Here is a 19622-nt window from a genome sequence, read left to right as displayed (position 1 = left end):
GGCCATCCGGCCATCCGGCCATCCGGCCATCCGGCCATCCGGCCATCCGGCCATCCGGCCATCCGGCCATCCGGCCATCCGGCCATCCGGCCATCCCCGCCGCGCCAGCGGCATCGGCCCCCCGCGCCGTCCCGGCGACCATGCAGTCCCGGCGGTCCCGGCGGTCCCGGCGGTCCCGGCGGTTCCGGCAGTCCCGGCGGTTCCGGCGGTCTCGGTGCCCGGTGCCCCGGGTGGTCCCGCCGCACCCGCCGCACCGGCGGTCCCGGTGTCCCCACCGCCACCACCCTCGGTGAGACGGCCCCGCCGACCGGCGCCCCCCCGCCCGGCCGTTAGCGTCGGCGGGGCCCGCATGGTCGCTCGGTGGCCGTTGCCCCGTCGTCTCAGCGGCGCCGCCTCCGTCCCCGCTCGTACGCTCCTGCACCGGCCGCGGCCGCGGCGCCCGGCGCGGCAAGCGCGGACCTCGTTACGCCGAGCGGGTGGATCGGCGTCGGCGTTCCCGTGGCGCGGGCCGGTCGTGTGGCACGGTCGCCTGCGGCGGGTGACGGGGAAGGGCGGACACGGATGCGCACGGTCGTACGGGTTCTCGCGGTCGTGCTGGCGGCGCTGGTGCCCGGTCTGACGGCACCGGCCGTCGCCGAGCCCGCCGCGCTGCCCTGGACCGGTGCCTGGGAGACCGCGCCCTCCGGTACGACCGCCCCGCTGCCCGGCGCCGCCGTCCGCAACGTCGTCCACCTCGGCATCGGCGGCACAGCCGTCCGCGTCCGGCTCAGCAACCGGCTCGGCACCGAGCCGCTGCGCCTGGGCGCGGTCACCGTCGCGCTGCGCCGGGCGCCCGGCCCCGCCGCCGTCCCCGGCACCCTGCGCACCGCCACCTTCCACGGCGCGCCGCGGACCACCGTCCCGCCGGGCGCGGACACGGTCAGCGACCCGGTGCCGCTGCCGGTGCGGGCCGGTGCCGACCTGCTCGTCACCGTGTACACGCCGGACGACTCCGGGCCCGCCACCTATCACCGCACCGCCCTACAGACCAGCTACCTGGCCCGGACCGGCGCCGGCCGAGCGGCCGACGAGGACGGCGCCGCGTACACCGCGACGACCAGCCACTGGTACTACGTCACCGGCGTCGACGTCCGCGGCACCGCCCTGGGCAGCGTCGTCGCGTTCGGTGACTCGCTCACCGACGGCACCGGCTCCACCCCCGGCACCAACCGCCGCTGGCCCGACCGGCTCGCCCGGCGGCTGGGCGGACACCGGTTCGGCGTCCTCAACGCCGGTGTCGCCGGCAACCGGCTGCTGCGCGACGGCACCGGCCCCAGCGCCCTCGCCCGCCTGGACGCCGACGCGCTGGACCTGCCCCGGGTACGGGTACTGGTCGTCCTGGAAGGCGTCAACGACATCAACGGCGCCCCGGAGGCGGGCGATCCGGCCGCCTACGCCGCCGCCTACCGCACCCTCGTCGCCCGGGCGCACGCCCGCGGTATCCGGGTCGTCGGGGTCACTCTCACCCCGTACCGCGGCCACCCCGCCTGGTCCGCCGCCCGCGAGGCCGTACGACGACGGGTGAACGCCTTCATCCGGGGCGGCGGCGTCTTCGACGCGGTCGCCGACGCCGACGCCGCCGTACGCGATCCGGCCGTCCCCGCCCGCCTGCTGCCCGCCTACGACCCCGGCGACCACCTGCACTTCAACGACGCCGGCATGAGCGTGGTCGCCGACACGGTGCACCGCGCCCTGACCCACTGAGCGCCGGACAGGCAACATGTCAGGGACATCGGGCGGCCGTCGTCCGCCCCTTGTTCGTACGGCAGTTCACCCGCTCACTCGCCAGGCCGTCGGTGCGGCCGGGTACACCGAATTTTCCCGATGCCCCGTTTCCCCACCGCCCGTGCGGTGGACAATCAGGAGCATGAGCCAGCAGGGGGGAAGTCCCGCCCGTTCCGAGGACGACTGGTGGGGTCAGCTGTACGACGACTCCACCCAGGACACGGGCCCCACGGCCGCGCCCGATTCCCTGGACGACCGCTTCACCTCGGCGAGGAACACGGTGGCCCGACGGGACCCGCCGCCCCGCCACCCGGCGCCCCCGGCCGCGCCCCCGGTCCCACCCCAACGCGCGGCTCCCGCCGACCCGTTCCCGCCCACCACACCACCACAGCCCGCGCAGCCCGCGCCCCCCGGGGCCACCACCCCGCCCCCGCCCCCGGCCGCTGCCGTGTCCCGCGAGGACGGCGCGTCCTGCGCACCGGAGCCCGCGCCCGCCTTCCTCACCCCCGCTGCCGGCCCACCGCCGGCCCCCACCGGCTCTTCCGTCGATCACGTCGATCACGTCGATCACGTCGATCATGTCGACCACGTCGGCTCCGGGCCTCCCACCTACGACCCCGAACCCACCGCGCTCCCGCTCGCCGCCCCGGACGGGCTGGACGAGCTGGTCGCGGACACCGTGCTGGACGGTGCCCGCTACGGGGCGTGCACGCTGCGGGCCGTGTCGTCGCGCGGGGACTCGGCGCGCTACCGCGGCGAGCCGCGCCGGGACGCGCTGCTCACCGCGCGCTTCGGGGCCGGCGAACAGGCGCTGGTCCTCGTCGCGATGGCCACCGGCGCCCGGTCCACGCCCGGCGCGCACCTGGCGGCGGCCGAGGCGTGCCGCTGGATCGGCCGGGCCGTGGGCCGCAGTCACCAGCGGCTCGTGGAGGACATCCGCACGGCACGGCGCGGCGATCTGAAGGCCGGCCTGCACCGGCTGACCGACCGCGGTATGGGCAGGCTGCGCGAGAGTGCCGCCGAGCGGGGCGTCGCCCCCGAGGAGTACACGGCGAGCCTGCGCTGTCTGCTGCTGCCCGCCGACCCGGACTGCCGTACGCGCGTCTTCTTCGGTGTCGGTGACGGCGGCCTGTTCCGGTTACGGGACGGCGTGTGGCAGGACATCGAGCCGGTCACGCCGCCCGACGGCATCACGGGGAGCACGGGCAGCCCGGCCACCGACGGCGGTTCGCGGCCGGAGCGCACCCCCGAGGGTGACCGGCTGACGATGGACCTCGGCATCCCGGCCCCGCCGAGCCCGTTCGAGCCCGCCCCGGGAGCCGTGCCGGAGCCGCCCCGCGAGCCGTTCCGTTTCCGTGCCTCGGTAGCCCGACCGGGTGACGCGCTGGTGATGTGCACCGCGGGCCTGGCCGAACCGCTGCGCGGCGAGCCCGCCCTGTGCGCCTACCTGGCCCGCCGCTGGTCCGGGCGCACCCCGCCCGGCCTCGCCGCGTTCCTCGCCGACGCCCAGGTGCGGGTGAAGGGCTACGCCGACGACCGTACGGCGGCGGCCGTGTGGGAGGCGTAACCGCGGCCCCTGTGGATTGATGGACCGGGACGGCTATCCCGGGACAGCGAAGGGGCAGAGGCGCGCCATGGCCAAACAGAACGTCGCCGAGCAGTTCGTGGACATCCTCGTCCGCGCCGGAGTGCGCCGTCTCTACGGTGTCGTCGGGGACAGCCTCAACCCGGTGGTGGATGCCGTCCACCGCAACGCGGCCATCGACTGGGTCCACGTACGGCACGAGGAGACCGCCGCGTTCGCGGCCGGCGCCGAGGCCCAGCTCACCGGCAGCCTGGCCGCCTGCGCCGGCTCCTGCGGACCGGGCAATCTGCACCTCATCAACGGGCTGTACGACGCCCACCGCTCCATGGCCCCCGTCCTGGCCCTCGCCTCGCACATCCCGTCCAGCGAGATCGGCCTCGGCTACTTCCAGGAGACCCACCCGGACCGGCTGTTCCAGGAGTGCAGCCACTACTGCGAGCTGATCTCCAGCCCGAAACAGATGCCCCGGCTGCTCCAGAGCGCCATCCAGCACGCGGTCGGACGCAGCGGCGTGAGCGTGGTGTCCCTGCCCGGCGACATCGCCGGTGAACCCGCTCCGGAGAAGGCACCGCGGAGCGCCCTCGTCACGTCCCGGCCGACCGTCCGGCCCGGTGACGCCGAGATCGACCGGCTCGTGGAGATGATCGACGCGGCCGGCAAGGTCACCCTGTTCTGCGGCAGCGGCACGGCCGGCGCCCACCCCGAGGTCATGCGGTTCGCGGAGAAGATCAAGTCGCCGGTGGCCCACGCCCTGCGCGGCAAGGAGTTCATCCAGTACGACAACAAGTTCGACGTGGGGATGAGCGGTCTCCTCGGTTACGGCGCCGCCTACGAGGCCACCCACGAGTGCGACCTGCTGATCCTGCTCGGCACCGACTTCCCGTACAACGCCTTCCTGCCCGACGACGTGCGGATCGCCCAGGTCGACGTGCGGCCCGAGGTGCTCGGCCGCCGCTCCCGGCTCGACCTCGCGGTGTGGGGCGACGTCCGCGAGACGCTGCGCTGCCTGATCCCGCGGGTGCGGGAGAAGACCGGCCGGCGCTTCCTCGACAAGATGCTGAAGAAGCACGCCGACGCGCTGGAGGGCGTGGTCAAGGCGTACACCCGGAAGGTCGACAAGCACGTCCCGATCCATCCCGAGTACGTGGCCGCCGTACTGGACGAGATCGCCGCGGAAGACGCGGTGTTCACCGTGGACACCGGCATGTGCAACGTCTGGGCGGCCCGCTACCTCACGCCCAACGGCCGCCGCCGGATCATCGGTTCGTTCTCGCACGGGTCGATGGCTAACGCGCTGCCCATGGCGATCGGCGCCCAGTTCACCGACCGCCGCCGGCAGGTGGTGGCCATGTCCGGTGACGGCGGATTCTCCATGCTGATGGGCGACTTCCTGACGCTCGTGCAGTACGACCTGCCGGTCAAGGTGGTGTTGTTCAACAACTCCTCCCTTGGCATGGTCGAGTTGGAGATGCTGGTGGCGGGTCTGCCCTCGTACGGCACCGCCAACACCAACCCCGACTTCGCCGCCGTCGCCCGGGCGTGCGGTGCCCACGGGGTGCGGGTGGAGAAGCCCAAGCAGCTCGCCGGCGCCCTCAAGGATGCCTTCCGGCACAAGGGGCCGGCCCTGGTGGACGTCGTCACCGACCCCAACGCCCTGTCCATCCCGCCGCGGATCAGCTCGGAGATGGTCACCGGGTTCGCCCTGTCCGCCTCGAAGATCGTGCTCGACGGCGGAGTGGGCCGGATGCTCCAGATGGCCCGTTCCAACCTGCGCAACGTGCCGCGTCCTTGACCGGTCCGGGGGCGTCTTTCGGCCAGTTTCACGCCGCGTGACGGCGTACCGACAGCTGGTGCCGGGCGGAGCCGGACCGGTGTCGCGGGGCGTCCGTGGCGCCCAGCGACGTGCGAGGAGCCCGGGGCGTGGCCGCGACCGAGTCCGGCGGCCGGGCGGGGCCGGGTGCGGATGTGGCCGAACCACCGGTCATCGGGCACACCCCAGGACTGCCCGGGAGCCTGTTGGGCAAGCATCCCCCCGTGAACGTGTTCGACCAGGAAGGGCAGGGACCGGCGGCGTGCGGGCGGGGGTCATGAAGAGGCAGGCACGAGGAGGCGGTCCCGTGACCATCGGGGCCTCCTCGATGAAGACGGGGGAGACCGCGGGGGAAAGGGCCGCCACCATCACGGAACACGCGCAGCGACTGAGGCGCAGGCTGGTCCGGGCGGACCTCAGGGCGGTGCCGGAGGCCCGCCGGGAGCTGCGCGAACTGCTGCGGCACTGGGGCAAACCGGGCCGCTCGGAGATCGCCGAGCTGCTCACCAGCGAACTCGTCACCAACGCGCTCGTCCACACCGACGACGACGCCGTCCTCACGGCCGTCGTGGAACCGGGCGGACTACGGGTGGAGGTACGGGACTTCGTGGCCCGCAGACCCGCGCCGCACGCCCCGCGACCGGACGACGACACGCACGGCCGGGGCCTGGTGCTGCTGGAGTGCCTCGCCGACGCCTGGGGGGTACGGCCGCACGGGGTGGGCAAGTCGGTGTGGTTCGAACTCGGTGCCGAGGCGGCGTGACGGCATCGGCGGCACGGACGGCGGGACGGCAACGGGGCGGGGGCGTGACCCGTGTGGTCACGCCCCCGCCCCGTAGCGCGGTCACCCGCGGACCGGCTGTCAGCCGAACTGCTGCTCCAGGTCCTTCAGCTTGCGCTCCAGGGAGTCCAGGCGCGGCAGGGCCATCGTGTCATCCTCCGCGGTGAGGTCGACGGCCACCGGCTCAGCTCCGCTGCGGACCGGCTGAAGGGAGGGCCGGGCGCGGACGGGCAGCTGCTCCGCGGTCGATATGGCAGGCTCCGCGGTCGTCGGGGCCGGACCGCGCTCCACCGCCTGCACCTCGACCTGCCGGCCGCCCCGGCCGACGAACCCGCGGTGACCCCGGCTGATCGCCTTCAGCTGGGCACGCTCCACGCGCTGCTGGTCGCGCCGGCGCTGGCGGTTCGCCTCCTTCTGCCGCTTGTCCTCGCGGGCCTCCTCGACCGCCTCGTCGAGGCTGCGCACACCCTCCAGGAGCATCAGCGACCAGGCGCGGTAGGTCTCGCGGGGCGCGCGCAACCAGCGGACCATGCGGATCTGCGGCAGCGGACGCGGCACCAGGCCCTGCTCGCGCAGCGCGGCCCGGCGGGTCTGCTTCAGCGCCCGGTCGAACAGCACCGCCGCCGACAGCGACATGCCGGAGAAGAACTGCGGTGCGCCGTCGTGACCGGCCCCCCGGGGCGCGTGCACCCAGTTGAACCAGGCCGCCGCCGCCGCGAACATCCATACGAGCAGCCGCGAACCGAGGGCCGCGTCACCGTGGCTGGCCTCGCGCACCGCGAGCACGGAGCAGAACATCGCCGCACCGTCCAGACCGAACGGCACCAGGTACTGCCAGCCGTCGGTCAGCCCCAGGTTCTGCTCGCCGAAGCCGACGAGCCCGTGGAAGGACAGGGCGGCCGCGACCGCCGCGCAGCAGAAGAGGAGCACGTAGGAGGCCGTGCCGTAGACGGCCTCCTTGCGCCGCCGGCGCTCCTCGGTGCGTTCCCACGAGTCGTCCGCGCTCGCGTTCTCCCCGGAGGTGCGCTTGCCGCGCGCGAGCACCGCCACCGCCGCCAGCATGCCCAGGAGCAGCACGGCGCCCGGAAGCAGCCAGTTCAGCGATATGTCGGTCAATCTCATCAGGGGTCCCTTGCATTGGGATAGGGCGTAATGCCCGCCATAGTGGCCCACTCCCGGCGGCCCTCAAGGGGTTTCGGGGCAAGAGGCCGCCAAGGAGGTGCAAGGGGATGCCCGCAGACGGCTTTCTGCTCGAACTGCCGCGTGAGGGGCGGGAGTTGAGTTCGAATAAGACTACCCGTACGGGTGGTCCCGCGGAAAGTTCCCGTGGCAGGTGAGGAAATCGTGAAACACCTGTCCGGGAGGTGCGCCGCGAACAGCGTGCTCCCGTCGCGGTGATCCTAGTGGACGCGCGGCCGCCCCGCGGACCTGACGGCCTCTCAAGCGGCGGCCGCAGAGGCCGCCTTGCCGGCCCGCTCGCCGTCGCGGGTGCGCGGACAGGTGGCGCACATGTCCTCGGGGCGGACGGTGTAGAACATGCAGCAGCTCGCCCGGACCCGGGTCGCCAGGGGTGCCCCGTCCGGACCCGCCGGCATCCGGAAAGCCGCCGCACCCGCGTAGGGCCCGGTCGCGCCGGGCAGCAGCAGCCCCAGCTCCCGCACGGCCCGCCGCTCCTCGTCCTCCCCGAGCAGCCGGGCGACGTACCACAGCCCCTCCACGACCTCGTCGGTCGCCATGCCCCACAGAGCCCGCCCGCGCCGCCGGGCGCGGGGCCCGAAGGCGTCCAGCACCGGCTCCAGGTGCTCGGCCACGGCCGCCCGCACCCGGGCCCGCAGAGCCTCCTCGTCCGGTACGACGACCGTGCCGGGCAGCGCGGCGGCCGGATCGCCGGGCAGGCAGGCGAGGGCGACGGGCGGGCGTACGGCCATCCGGCCGGCCGTGCGGTGGTACGAGACGTGCGTCACGGGCAGCCGCGGCACCCGGCGGTGCAGGAACCACGGCACGGTGATCAGTAGACAGGCGGCCCAGGCGTAGCGGTGCAGGCCGAAGCTCGCGACGACGTCGGGGCGGGCCGGCCGGCCGTGGTCGCGCTGCACCTGGGCCGCGTCCCAGGCCAGGAACGCGTCCAGCTCCGCCCCGCCGGCGGCCAGCCCGGCGGCGCTGGTCCAGCCCTCGCCGGAGGGCGCGGGGCCGTCCGGGCCCAGCTCGGTCACGGTCAGCGCCGGCAGGGCCGCGCCCAGGCGGTCGTACGCGGCGGTGAGCGGCGAGGCCGCAGCGGGCATGGCGGGACCACCGACCCTTCGACACGTCCTGGGGCAGGACTTGAATACATAGGCAAGCCTTACCTTACTCATTCTGACGGAGTTTGCGCTGCCGCCCGGTGCGCCTAAGGTGCTTGACGGAGCAGTGACAACCCGTCGTTAATGACCCAAGTACCGACAAGCCGCCAGGAGGACCCGTGAAGCAGGGCGTGCAGGGCTCCGCGGGCACGCGTGCCGCCCGGGTGCCGGCGCAGCAGCGTCCCGCCGGCGCGGAGGCTCCCGTCCGGTCACGGGACGCCGTGGTGCCGGGCACGGTGCGGGGCGAGCACACCCACGGTGAGCACCCCCATGATGAGCACCCCCACGGCGAGCGGCCGGTTCCGGGGCCGCGGGCCGCGGTGCGGCGCTCCTCCGTGCGCGGGCAGATCCTGGACGCCCTGCGCACCGCCCTGGTCACCGGCGAACTGCGGCCGGGCGAGGTCTACTCGGCGCCGGCGCTCGGCGAACGCTTCGGCGTTTCCGCCACGCCCGTGCGGGAGGCCATGCAGCAGCTCACCCTGGAGGGCGCCGTCGAGGTCGTCCCCAACCGCGGCTTCCGGGTCGTCCGGCGGGGGGCGCGGGAACTGGCCGAACTGGCCGAGGTCCGCGCGCTGATCGAGGTCCCGGTGATACTGCGGCTCGCCCGCACGGTGCCGGCCGAACGGTGGGCCGCGCTGCGGCCCCTCGCCGAGGAGACGGTCCGGGCGGCCGCGTGCGGCTGTCCGGCGACGTACGGGGAGGCCGACCGGGCGTTCCACCGGGCCCTGCTCGCCCTGGCGGGCAACGAACAGCTCGTCCGGATCGCCGAGGACCTGCACCGGCGGTCGCAGTGGCCGCCGGTACGGGCCGGGCGGCCCGGGCGGGCCGGGCTGGTGGCGGACGCGGCGGAGCACCTCGCGCTGCTGGACGCGTTGAGTGCCGGGGACTGTGAGGTCGTGCGGGGGCTGGTGGCGGGGCATTTCGCCGGCGCGGGCTGAGCGGTGCCGGGTGGTGGGACGGTCTGAGGCCGTCTCCCGGGTGCGGGTTCGTTGTGGCCGGTCGCGCAGTTCCCCGCGCCCCTTCGGGGGGCGTGGGGGTGGCTGCGGTTGATTGCCGGGTGCGGGTCCGTGGGGGCCGGTCGCGCAGTTCCCCGCGCCCCTGGGGGGTCGGTGTGGCCGGTGGGTGTCCCGCACCCGGGGACGGTGGGGTTGGTCCTACGGCGATCCCGCTCCCGGGGACGGAGGGGTTGACCCTACGGCGATGCCGCACCCGGGGACGGTGGGGTTGGTCCTACGCCGTTGCCGCTCCCGGGGTCGGGGGGGTCAGGTGGTGGGACAGCCAGGTGGGGACTCCGCCGAGGAGGCGGAACAGGCGGCGGGCCTCCTCGCGCAGGCGGGACGCCTCCGGTTCCTCCTCCGTGTCCGCCAGGGAGGCCAGCGCGGGGGCCGTGCCCACCAGATAGCCCAACTCCTCGCGGATGCGCAGGGATTCGGTGAAGCCGTGCCGGGCCTCCGCCACCTCGCCCTCGCGCAGGGCCAGTCCGGCGAGGTGCCGCCAGGTGAAGGACAGCAGGAGCGGGTCGCCATGGGCCGTGGCGCCCGCGTGCGCGCGCCGGTACGCGGCCCGGGCCGCCTGCGGGGAGCGGGTCAGGTTCTCGGCGAGCAGCCCCCGGCGGAAGTCCAGCAGGGGTCGCCCGGCCGCCCCCGGAGGGATCAGCGCCGCCGCCCGGCCGAGCGCGGCCCGCGCCTCGTCGGCCCGGTCGCGGACCCCGTGCAGCGTGGCGGCGTAGGCGAGTTGGCCCCGCTCGCAGGCGGCGGCCCCGCGCTCCTCGTCGTCGTGGGCGAGGGCCTCCGCGGTCCGCAGCGCGTCCTCCGCGTCCTGCCAGCCCCGCTCGGTGTACAGGCACCGTTCGACCAGGAGCCCGGCCCGCTGCAACGCCGTACCGGGACGGTCGGCCGGCAGCAGGGCCGCGGCGTCGGCCCAGCAGGCACGGCTGCGCAACCGCCATACCGCGGTCTGGAGCGGATCGTCACCGGTGGTTCCGTTACCAGACATGGCGGTATGCGCCACGTTGCCCTCCCCGAGCACGCCATCGAGCTGTTGAGTGGTGGCGGCATTCCAGCACCGATCGCGGGGCCGGGCCAAGAGGATGGGTGAAAGTTTTCACAAAGTCGTGGGGCGCGGACGCGGCCGTCCCCGGCCGTCGTGCGCCCCCGCCGGCCTCAGCTCATGCGCAGGGCCAGGAAGAAGTCGAGCTTGTCCTCGAGGCGGGAGAGGTCCCGTCCCGTCAACTGCTCGATCCGGCCCACCCGGTAGCGCAGCGTGTTGACGTGCAGGTGGAGGCGGGTGGCGCAGCGGGTCCAGGAGCCGTCGCAGTCGAGGAACGCCTCCAGTGTCGGGATCAGCTCGGCGCGGTGCCGGCGGTCGTAGTCCGTCAGCGGGTCCAGCAGACGGGCGGTGAACGCGCGGCGGACGTCGTCCGGGACGAAGGGCAGCAGCAGGACGTGACTGGCCAGTTCCTGGTGGCCTGCGGCGCAGACCCGGCCGGGGCGAGCCGCCGCCACCCGGCGGGCGTGCCGGGCCTCCTCCAGGGCGCCGCGCAGGCCCTCCGCCGAGTGCACGGCCGCGCTGACGCCGAGGGTGAGCCGCCCGTCGCCGTCGAGGCCGGCCGACAGCGGCTCCCGTACCGACCGGAGCAGGGCGTCGGCGAGCAGCCCAGTCTCGGAGCCGTCGTGCTCGGTGGAGACGGCGGGGAGGGGGACCAGGGCGATCGCCTCTTCACCGGTGTGCGCGACGGCGATGCGGTCGGACGGCTCCGGGCCGGACGCGAGGGGGTCGACGAGCACCTCCTCCAGCAGGGACTGGGCGACCGCGCCGCCCGAGGCCTCCTCGCCCTCCCACTCCACGCGGGCCACCACGACCTGCCAGTGCGGTGCCGCCCCGAGCCCGGGCAGCAGCACCGGCGCGGCCACCCGCAGCCGGGCGGCGATCTCGGCGGGCGCGGCGCCCGTCTGGACCAGTTCCAGCACCTCCTGGGCGAGCCGGCGCCGCACCGTGCGGGCCGCGTCGCGGCGGTCCCGTTCGACGGCGATCAGCTGGGTGACGCCCTGGAGCAGGTCCAGCCGCTCCGCCGGCCAGTCGCCCGCGTCCGCCTCCACGGCCAGCAGCCAGTCGGCCAGGACCGTCTCGCGGACGTCGCGGGGGGCCTGCGGGGAGCGGGCGGCGGAGCGGACCGGGAACAGGGAGTAGGTGGAGCCGTTCAGCAGGACCCGGTGCGGGCCGCGGCGGCCGGTGCGGGTGGCGGCCAGGTGCTCCGCGGCGAGCCGGGCGCAGGTCTCGGCGGGCAGCGCCGGGCCGCCGACCTCGGAGCCGGCGATCAGCCGGCCGGTGGGGGAGAGCACCCAGGCGCGCAGGTCCAGGTCGGAGCCGAGCAGGTCCAGGACCACGTCCGGGCCGCCGCCGGCCGGCCCCGACGTCATCATCCGCCGGTGCCGGTCCACCACCGCGGCCAGGTCTCCGGCGCGCTCGCCGGACACCTGCCGGACGACATGCTCGGTGATCGTGGCGAACGCCACCGACTCGTGCACCGCGAACAGCGGCAGCCGGTGCCGGGCGCAGGCCGCCACCAGGTCCTGGGGCACATCGCCCAGCTCGGCCTCGCCGGCCGCGAGCGCCGCCACCCCGGCCTGCACCAGGATCCGTACGAAGGGCTCCGAGTCGTCGGCGTCCCGGCGCCAGGCCAGACCGGTCAGCACCAGCTCGCCACCGGTGAGGTAGCGGCTGGGGTCGCGCAGGTCGGTGGTCATGACCCCGCGTACCGCGCGGTCCAGCTCGTCCTCGCCGCCGAGCAGCCGCAGGCCCAGCGCGTCGGTGTCCAGCAGTGCGCGCAGCCGCATCTCGTCGCCGCCGTTCTTTGTCTCGAAACCTACGATGGATCTTGAAGGGTGGCGCGGGGCACGCCCGGTGCGGGCGCGCACGGCGCGTACGCCGTGGTCTCCGCGCTGTTTCCTGCGTTTCCCCAGGAAAACGAAGAGGTTACCGATGACCTCTGTTCATACGAATCTACAAGATGCCTGGCCTGGCCAGCCAACTCCTTCATGGTTTCGGTGACTGACCCCGCCGGAGTACGGAGCGGTGTACTGAGTCCACTCCGCGTAAACAGCACATGAACGAGCCGGGACCGCCGCACACGGATTGGCTCAATCTGTACGACTCACGTACGACTCACGAGACGAAGAAGAGAGCCGGTCATGGACTTCCTTCGCCCCGCCAGCTGGGAGGAGGCGCTCGCCGCGAAGGCCGAGCACCCCACCGCTGTGCCGATTGCGGGTGGCACCGATGTGATGGTCGAGATCAACTTCGACCACCGCCGGCCCGAGTACCTCCTCGACCTCAACCGCGTGGGCGACCTCTCCGAGTGGGAGGTGGAGGAGGACACCGTACGGCTGGGCGCCTCCGTCCCGTACACCAGGATCATGGAGGACCTCCGTGCCGAGCTGCCGGGCCTGGCGCTCGCCTCGCACACGGTCGCCTCCCCGCAGATCCGCAACCGCGGCGGTGTCGGCGGCAACCTCGGCACGGCCTCCCCCGCCGGTGACGCCCACCCCGCCCTCCTCGCGGCCGGAGCCGAGGTCGAGGTGGAGTCGGCGGCCCGCGGCACCCGCCTCATCCCGATCGACGCGTTCTACACGGGCGTCAAGCGCAACGCGCTCCAGCCCGACGAGCTGATCCGCGCCGTGCACGTCCGGAAGGCGGACGGACCGCAGCAGTACTCGAAGGTGGGTACCCGCAATGCCATGGTCATCGCCGTGTGCGCCTTCGGTGTCGCCCTGCACCCCCGGACCCGGACGGTGCGCACCGGCATCGGTTCCGCCGCCCCCACCCCCGTGCGGGCCAAGACCGCCGAGGAGTTCCTGAACGCGGCCCTGGAGGAGGGCGGTTTCTGGGACAACGGGAAGATCATCACTCCGTCGGTCGCCAAGCGGTTCGCGGAGCTGTGCTCCGGCGCCTGCAACCCGATCGACGACGTCCGGGGCACCGCGAGCTATCGCCGGCACGCGGTCGGCGTCATGGCCCGCCGGACGCTCACCTGGACCTGGGAGTCCTACCGCGGCGCCCGCCGCGCATCCGAGGGAGCTGCGTAATGCGCGTCAACTTCACCGTCAACGGACGCCCGCAGGAGGCCGACGACGTCTGGGAGGGCGAGTCCCTGCTGTACGTGCTGCGGGAACGCCTCGGCCTGCCCGGGTCGAAGAACGCCTGCGAGCAGGGCGAGTGCGGGTCGTGCACCGTCCGGCTGGACGGCGTGCCGGTCTGCTCCTGCCTGGTCGCGGCCGGCCAGGCCGAGGGCCGCGAGGTCGTGACCGTCGAGGGCCTGGCGGACTACGCCAGGCAGCGCACCGAGGGCGGCTGCGTCACCGGCGCCTGCGGCACGCCGGCGACCTCGCTCGACGAGGCCCGGCAGTGGCAGGCCAAGGGCGCCGGCTCACACGCCGGCGAGGGCAGCGGGCTGTCCCCGGTCCAGCAGGCGTTCATCGACGCCGGCGCCGTCCAGTGCGGCTTCTGCACCCCCGGTCTGCTCGTCGCCTCCGACGAACTGCTGGAGCGCAACCCGAACCCGTCCGACGCCGACATCCGTGAGGCGCTGTCGGGCAACCTGTGCCGCTGCACGGGCTACGAGAAGATCATGGACGCGGTCCGCCTCGCGGCCGCCCGCCAGTCCGAGGGGGTCTGAGCATGCCGGCCAACGGCGCACCCACGAAGATCACGCAGGGCACCCCGACCAAGGGCGGCATCGGCGAATCCACGCTCCGCCCGGACGGCACCCTCAAGGTCACCGGCGAGTTCGCGTACTCGTCCGACATGTGGCACGAGGACATGCTGTGGGGCCAGATCCTGCGCTCCACCGTCGCACACGCCGAGATCGTGTCGATCGACACCTCCGAGGCACTCGCGCTGCCCGGCGTGTACGCCGTCCTGACGTACGACGACCTGCCCACCGAGGTGCGGAACTACGGCCTGGAGATCCAGGACACCCCGGTCCTCGCGCACGGCAAGGTGCGCCACCACGGCGAGCCGGTCGCGATCGTCGCCGCCGACCACCCGGAGACGGCCCGCCGCGCCGCCGCCAAGATCAAGGTGGACTACAAGGAGCTGCCCGTCATCACCGACGAGGCCTCCGCCACCGCGCCGGACGCGATCCTCGTCCACGAGAACCGCGACGACCACCACAGCGGCCACGTCCCGCACCCCAACATCGTCCACCGCCAGCCGATCGTCCGCGGCAACGCGGCCGAGGCCGCCGCGAGGGCCGACGTCATCGTCCGGGGCGAGTACACGTTCGGCATGCAGGACCAGGCCTTCCTCGGCCCGGAGTCCGGCCTCGCCGTCCCCGAGGAGGACGGCGGCGTCCACCTCTACATCGCCACCCAGTGGCTCCACTCCGACCTGCGCCAGATCGCCCCCGTCCTCGGCCTGCCCGAGGACAAGGTGCGGATGACGCTGGCCGGCGTCGGCGGCGCGTTCGGCGGCCGGGAGGATCTGTCGATGCAGATCCACGCCTGCCTGCTCGCGCTGCGCACCGGCAAGCCGGTGAAGATCGTCTACAACCGGTTCGAGTCCTTCTTCGGGCACGTCCACCGCCACCCGGCCAAGCTGTACTACGAGCACGGCGCCACCAGGGACGGCAAGCTCACGCACATGAAGTGCCGGATCGTGCTGGACGGCGGCGCCTACGCCTCCGCCTCCCCGGCGGTCGTCGGCAACGCCTCCTCGCTGAGCGTCGGGCCGTACGTCGTCGAGGACGTCGACATCGAGGCCGTCGCCCTCTACACCAACAACCCGCCCTGCGGCGCCATGCGCGGCTTCGGCGCGGTCCAGGCGTGCTTCGCGTACGAGGCGCAGATGGACAAGCTGGCGAAGGAACTGGGCATGGACCCGGTGGAGTTCCGGCAGCTGAACGCCATGGAGCAGGGCACGCTCATGCCGACGGGCCAGCCCGTCGACTCGCCCGCCCCCGTCGCCGAACTGCTGCGCCGCGTCAAGGCGATGCCGCTGCCGCCGGAGCGCCAGTGGGAGTCCAGCGAGGGCGCCGACGTACGGCAGCTGCCCGGCGGTCTGTCCAACACCACGCACGGCGAGGGCGTCGTCCGCGGCGTCGGCTACGCGGTCGGTATCAAGAACGTCGGCTTCTCCGAGGGCTTCGACGACTACTCCACCGCCAAGGTGCGCATGGAGGTCGTGGGCGGCGAGCCCGTCGCCACCGTGCACACCGCGATGGCGGAGGTCGGACAGGGCGGTGTCACCGTCCACGCGCAGATCGCCCGCACCGAACTCGGCGTCGCCCAGGTGACGATCCACCCGGCCGACACCCAGGTCGGCTCCGCGGGTTCCACCTCGGCGTCCCGGCAGACGTACGTCACCGGCGGCGCCGTGAAGAACGCCTGCGAGCTCGTCCGCGAGAAGGTCCTGGAGATCGGGCGCCGCAGGTTCGGCTCCTACCACCCGGCCTGGGCCACGGCCGAACTCCTCCTGGAGGGCGGCAAGGTCGTCACCGACGGCGGCGAGGTCCTCGGCGACCTGGCCGACGTCCTGGAGGGCGAGGCCGTCGAGGTCGAGGCGGAGTGGCGGCACCGGCCGACCGAGGCCTTCGACCTGCGCACCGGGCAGGGCAACGGGCACGTCCAGTACTCCTTCGCCGCGCACCGCGCGGTCGTGGAGGTCGACACCGAGCTGGGCCTGGTCAAGGTGATCGAACTGGCCTGCGCCCAGGACGTCGGCAAGGCGCTCAACCCGCTCTCCGTCATCGGCCAGATCCAGGGCGGCACCACCCAGGGCCTGGGCGTGGCGGTGATGGAGGAGATCATCGTCGACCCCAAGACGGCGAAGGTCAGGAACCCCTCCTTCACGGACTACCTCATCCCCACGATCCTCGACACGCCGACCATCCCGGTCGACGTGCTCGAACTCGCCGACGACCACGCGCCCTACGGGCTGCGCGGCATCGGCGAAGCCCCGACCCTGTCGTCCACGCCGGCCGTCCTGGCGGCGATCCGGAACGCGACCGGGCTGGAGCTGAACCGCACTCCGGTACGGCCCGAGCACCTGACGGGAACGTGACCCTCCGGGGTCCCAACCGGTGATCCCCTGGGGGGACTTCCGTTCCCCCAGGCCCCCACTGTTCGTCTCGGGCCGTCCCCCGGGCCGTCCAATCCCAAATCCCGTGTCCGACAGGCGTCCGCACGGGTGCCCCTGTGAACCTTGGGAGTTGGCCCATGACCCAGCAGTCAGTGGAGCCGAGAACCGCAGCCGACGACGCGGGCGATGGCAGCCGCGTCCCGGCAGGGCGGTCCTGGCTCGACCGTTACTTCCACATATCCCGAAGAGGGTCCACGGTCTCGCGAGAGGTCCGCGGCGGCATCACCACCTTCATGGCGATGGCGTACATCCTCCTGCTCAACCCCCTGATCCTGTCCGGCAAGGACGCGGCGGGGGACACGCTCGGCCAGAAGGCGCTGATTACCGCGACCGCGTTCGCGGCGGCCTTCACCACACTGCTGATGGGCTGGGTCGGCAAGGTGCCGCTCGCCCTCGCCGCCGGCCTCTCCGTCTCCGGCGTGCTGTCCTCGCAGGTCGCTCCCCAGATGACCTGGCCGCAGGCCATGGGCATGTGCGTGATGTACGGCGTCGTCATCATGCTGCTGGTCGTCACCGGCCTGCGCGAGATGATCATGAACGCGATCCCCCTCGCGCTCAAACACGGCATCACGATGGGCATCGGCCTGTTCATCGCCCTCATCGGCTTCTACAAGTCCGGCTTCGTGCACCAGGGCAAGGCCACCCCGCTCGCCCTCGGCCCCGCCGGCGAACTCGCCGGCTGGCCGGTCCTGCTCTTCGCCGGCACCCTGCTGCTGATCTTCATGCTCCAGGCCAGGAACGTCCCCGGCGCCATCCTCATCGGGCTCGTCACCGGCACGGTCGTCGCCGCGGTCCTCAACGGCCTCGGCGTCATCGCCCCCGGCCAGTGGGCCAACGGCGCCCCCGAACTGCCCGGCAGCGCGGTCTCGATGCCCGACTTCTCGCTCTTCGGACACGTCGAGTTCGGCGGCTGGGGCAAGGTCGGCGCGATGACGATCGGCATGATCGTCTTCACCCTGGTGCTCGCCGGCTTCTTCGACGCGATGGCCACCATCATCGGCGTCGGCACCGAAGCCGGTCTGGCCGACGACAAGGGCCGCATGCCGGGCCTGTCCAAGGCGCTGTTCATCGACGGCGCCGGCGGCGCGATCGGCGGTGTCGCGGGCGGCTCCGGCCAGACCGTGTTCATCGAGTCCGCGACCGGCGTCGGCGAGGGCGCCCGCACGGGTCTCGCCTCCGTCGTCACCGGCCTGTTCTTCGCGGCCTGCCTGTTCTTCACCCCGGTCACCGCGATCGTGCCGCAGGAGGTCGCCTCCGCCGCCCTCGTCGTCATCGGCGCCATGATGCTGATGAACGCCCGGCACGTGGACTGGGCCGACCGGGCCACCGCCATCCCGGTCTTCCTGACCGTGGTCCTGATGCCGTTCACCTACACCATCACCACCGGCGTGGCCGCGGGCGTGATCTCGTACGTGGCCATCAAGACCGCTCAGGGCAAGGCCCGGGAGATCGGCGCCTTCATGTGGGGTTTGACCGTCGTCTTCCTGGTCTACTTCGCCCTTCACCCCCTGGAGGGCTGGCTGGGCGTCCGCTAGCCGCCCGCCGCCCGCACCCATCCGCGAACCCGTTTGAGGAGACCGAGACATGCTGGACATCGCCGAGGAGCTGAACCGGTGGGTCGAGCAGGGCCGTGACTTCGCCGTCGCCACCGTCGTGGCCGTGGGAGGCAGCGCCCCGCGCCGGCCCGGCGCCGCCCTCGCGGTGGACGCCGACGGCACGGCCGTCGGATCGGTCTCCGGGGGGTGCGTGGAGGGCGCGGTGTACGAGCTGTGCCAGCAGGCGCTCCAGGACGGGCAGACCGTCCTGGAACGCTTCGGATACAGCGACGAGGACGCCTTCGCCGTCGGCCTGACCTGCGGTGGCGTCATCGACATCCTCGTCACGCCGGTCCGGGCGGACTCTCCCGCCCGGCCGGTGGCCGCCGCCGCGCTGGCCGCCGCCGCGCGCGGGGAGGCGGCGGCGGTCGCGCGGATCGCCGAGGGCCCGGCCGAGCTGCGGGGCCGGGCCCTCCTGGTCCGGCCCGACGGGTCGTACGACGGAGGGTTCGGCGCCCACCCCGAACTGGACCGCACGGTCGCCGCCGAGGCCCGCGCCCACCTGGACGCGGGCCGCACCGGCACCGTGGAGATCGGCGAGCAGGGCTCGCGCTGCGGCTCCCCGCTCACGGTCCTGGTGGAGTCCTCGGTGCCCGCGCCCCGGATGATCGTTTTCGGCGCGATCGACTTCGCTTCGGCGCTGGTCCGCGCGGGCAAGTTCCTGGGCTACCACGTCACGGTGTGCGACGCCCGCCCGGTGTTCGCCACCCGGTCCCGCTTCCCGGACGCCGACGACATCGTCGTGGAGTGGCCCCACCGGTACCTCGCGCGCACGGAGGTCGACGGCCGCACCGTCCTGTGCGTCCTCACCCACGACGCCAAGTTCGACGTACCCCTGCTGCGGCTGGCGCTGCGGCTGCCGGTCGCCTACGTCGGCGCGATGGGCTCCCGCCGCACCCACCTGGACCGCAACGAGCGGCTCCGCGAGGTCGGCGTCACCGAGCTGGAGCTGGCCCGGCTGCACTCCCCGATCGGCCTCGACCTCGGCGCGCGGACACCCGAGGAGACGGCCCTGTCCATCGCGGCGGAGATCGTCGCCGACCGGCGGGGCGGCAGCGGGGCCACACTGACCGGGGCACACACCCCGATCCACCACGACAGGGAAGCGCGGCGGGCCGGACACATCGGGTCCGTCGCCTGAGCCACCGGGCCGGACCGGCCGCGTCGGTTCCGTCGCCCGGGAGTCGCCGGGCGGCAGTCCGGTCGCGTCGGGTCCGTCGCCCGGGAGTCGCCGGGCCGGGCCGGCCGCGTCGGTTCCGTCGCCCGGGGGTCACTGGGCGGCAGTCAGGCCGTGTCGAGTCCGGCGCCCGAGAGCCAGCGCGACGGCCGCGCGCCGTCCCTGTGCCGGCTGCGCCGGCAGGGCCCCGGCCGGACGGGGACCTCCAGCGCCGTCGCCGTGGTCCGCGACAACGCGAGGGCCGGGCGGCCCGCCCGCTCGCCCCGGGTTGCGTCACCGCGGCCGACGGGGCGTCCCCGGCCCGGCCGTCGGCCCTGATCGGCCCGCTGGTGACCACCGCGGCGGCCGACCGTACCGGCCGCACGGAGGCCGGGCGATTCACGCGGGCTGACGCCTGCGTGGCTGTCGCCCCGCCCGGCTGACGCCTGCGTGGCT

General features: G+C 73.9%; 14 protein-coding genes. 10 read left to right on the top strand and 4 right to left on the bottom strand.

Annotation, left to right across the window (positions count from 1 at the left end; translation table 11 throughout):
* Positions 1-561 precede the first annotated feature (561 nt).
* From ABZ117_RS03300 to ABZ117_RS03285, 4 genes are all read left to right on the top strand, one after another.
* Positions 562-1743 carry a GDSL-type esterase/lipase family protein gene (locus ABZ117_RS03300; protein ID WP_356816886.1) on the top strand — a complete coding sequence of 394 codons (1182 nt, stop codon included), beginning with the start codon at positions 562-564 and terminating at the stop codon, positions 1741-1743.
* A 163-nt stretch (positions 1744-1906) separates the two neighbouring features.
* Positions 1907-3331: a protein phosphatase 2C domain-containing protein gene (locus tag ABZ117_RS03295; RefSeq protein ID WP_356816884.1), complete on the top strand. Its 1425-nt coding sequence runs from the start codon at positions 1907-1909 to the stop codon at positions 3329-3331.
* Positions 3332-3398: 67 nt separating this feature from the next.
* Complete coding sequence (locus tag ABZ117_RS03290; RefSeq protein ID WP_356816882.1) at positions 3399-5141, top strand: pyruvate dehydrogenase; 1743 nt, start codon at positions 3399-3401, stop codon at positions 5139-5141.
* 346 nt (positions 5142-5487) lie between these two features.
* Positions 5488-5922 carry an ATP-binding protein gene (locus ABZ117_RS03285; protein WP_356817391.1) on the top strand — a complete coding sequence of 145 codons (435 nt, stop codon included), beginning with the start codon at positions 5488-5490 and terminating at the stop codon, positions 5920-5922.
* 99 nt (positions 5923-6021) lie between these two features.
* On the opposite strand, the gene ABZ117_RS03280 is transcribed toward ABZ117_RS03285, so the two are convergent.
* Positions 6022-7062, bottom strand: coding sequence for a DUF2637 domain-containing protein (locus ABZ117_RS03280; protein WP_356816880.1), 1041 nt, complete (start codon positions 7060-7062; stop codon positions 6022-6024).
* A 317-nt stretch (positions 7063-7379) separates the two neighbouring features.
* Entirely contained in the window at positions 7380-8222 is an 843-nt protein-coding gene (locus ABZ117_RS03275; RefSeq protein ID WP_356816878.1) for a (2Fe-2S)-binding protein, read from the bottom strand.
* A 176-nt stretch (positions 8223-8398) separates the two neighbouring features.
* Between ABZ117_RS03275 and ABZ117_RS03270 the strand changes: the two genes are divergently transcribed.
* A complete protein-coding gene (locus ABZ117_RS03270; RefSeq protein WP_356816876.1) occupies positions 8399-9217 on the top strand; it encodes a GntR family transcriptional regulator in 819 nt (272 codons plus the stop codon).
* Between the two features lie 292 nt (positions 9218-9509).
* Here ABZ117_RS03270 and ABZ117_RS03265 read toward each other — a convergent pair whose 3' ends face one another.
* Positions 9510-10274, bottom strand: a complete 765-nt coding sequence (locus tag ABZ117_RS03265; RefSeq protein ID WP_356816874.1) for a hypothetical protein — start codon at positions 10272-10274, stop codon at positions 9510-9512.
* 167 nt (positions 10275-10441) lie between these two features.
* Positions 10442-12115 carry a PucR family transcriptional regulator ligand-binding domain-containing protein gene (locus ABZ117_RS03260; RefSeq protein ID WP_356816872.1) on the bottom strand — a complete coding sequence of 558 codons (1674 nt, stop codon included), beginning with the start codon at positions 12113-12115 and terminating at the stop codon, positions 10442-10444.
* A gap of 354 nt (positions 12116-12469) precedes the next feature.
* On the opposite strand from ABZ117_RS03260, the gene ABZ117_RS03255 reads away from it, so the two are divergent.
* From ABZ117_RS03255 to ABZ117_RS03235, 5 genes are all read left to right on the top strand, one after another.
* Positions 12470-13363 carry a xanthine dehydrogenase family protein subunit M gene (locus ABZ117_RS03255; protein WP_356816870.1) on the top strand — a complete coding sequence of 298 codons (894 nt, stop codon included), beginning with the start codon at positions 12470-12472 and terminating at the stop codon, positions 13361-13363.
* A complete protein-coding gene (locus ABZ117_RS03250) occupies positions 13363-13953 on the top strand; it encodes a (2Fe-2S)-binding protein (protein WP_356816869.1) in 591 nt (196 codons plus the stop codon). Before ABZ117_RS03255 ends, ABZ117_RS03250 begins: the two co-directional genes overlap by 1 nt.
* A 2-nt stretch (positions 13954-13955) precedes the next feature.
* Entirely contained in the window at positions 13956-16337 is a 2382-nt protein-coding gene (locus tag ABZ117_RS03245) for a molybdopterin cofactor-binding domain-containing protein (protein WP_356816867.1), read from the top strand.
* Between the two features lie 155 nt (positions 16338-16492).
* Positions 16493-17950 carry an NCS2 family permease gene (locus ABZ117_RS03240; protein ID WP_356816865.1) on the top strand — a complete coding sequence of 486 codons (1458 nt, stop codon included), beginning with the start codon at positions 16493-16495 and terminating at the stop codon, positions 17948-17950.
* A 49-nt stretch (positions 17951-17999) separates the two neighbouring features.
* Positions 18000-19151, top strand: a complete 1152-nt coding sequence (locus ABZ117_RS03235) for an XdhC/CoxI family protein (RefSeq protein ID WP_356816863.1) — start codon at positions 18000-18002, stop codon at positions 19149-19151.
* Positions 19152-19622: the final 471 nt, after the last annotated feature.

The sequence above is a fragment of the Streptomyces sp. NPDC006309 genome (assembly GCF_040613095.1).
In the GTDB taxonomy this organism is placed as follows: domain Bacteria; phylum Actinomycetota; class Actinomycetes; order Streptomycetales; family Streptomycetaceae; genus Streptomyces.
The sequence above is the reverse complement of the archived record's forward strand: the minus strand, read 5'-3'. Positions and strand labels throughout refer to the sequence as shown.

Coding starts and splice junctions, on each gene's coding strand:
- ABZ117_RS03290 (WP_356816882.1), top strand. CDS start 3,399: ATGGCCAAACAGAACGTCGCCGAGCAGTTCGTGGACATCCTCGTCCGC.
- ABZ117_RS03245 (WP_356816867.1), top strand. CDS start 13,956: ATGCCGGCCAACGGCGCACCCACGAAGATCACGCAGGGCACCCCGACC.
- ABZ117_RS03255 (WP_356816870.1), top strand. CDS start 12,470: ATGGACTTCCTTCGCCCCGCCAGCTGGGAGGAGGCGCTCGCCGCGAAG.
- ABZ117_RS03265 (WP_356816874.1), bottom strand. CDS start 10,274: ATGTCTGGTAACGGAACCACCGGTGACGATCCGCTCCAGACCGCGGTA.
- ABZ117_RS03300 (WP_356816886.1), top strand. CDS start 562: ATGCGCACGGTCGTACGGGTTCTCGCGGTCGTGCTGGCGGCGCTGGTG.
- ABZ117_RS03280 (WP_356816880.1), bottom strand. CDS start 7,062: ATGAGATTGACCGACATATCGCTGAACTGGCTGCTTCCGGGCGCCGTG.
- ABZ117_RS03285 (WP_356817391.1), top strand. CDS start 5,488: ATGAAGACGGGGGAGACCGCGGGGGAAAGGGCCGCCACCATCACGGAA.
- ABZ117_RS03240 (WP_356816865.1), top strand. CDS start 16,493: ATGACCCAGCAGTCAGTGGAGCCGAGAACCGCAGCCGACGACGCGGGC.
- ABZ117_RS03295 (WP_356816884.1), top strand. CDS start 1,907: ATGAGCCAGCAGGGGGGAAGTCCCGCCCGTTCCGAGGACGACTGGTGG.
- ABZ117_RS03235 (WP_356816863.1), top strand. CDS start 18,000: ATGCTGGACATCGCCGAGGAGCTGAACCGGTGGGTCGAGCAGGGCCGT.
- ABZ117_RS03260 (WP_356816872.1), bottom strand. CDS start 12,115: ATGCGGCTGCGCGCACTGCTGGACACCGACGCGCTGGGCCTGCGGCTG.
- ABZ117_RS03275 (WP_356816878.1), bottom strand. CDS start 8,222: ATGCCCGCTGCGGCCTCGCCGCTCACCGCCGCGTACGACCGCCTGGGC.
- ABZ117_RS03250 (WP_356816869.1), top strand. CDS start 13,363: ATGCGCGTCAACTTCACCGTCAACGGACGCCCGCAGGAGGCCGACGAC.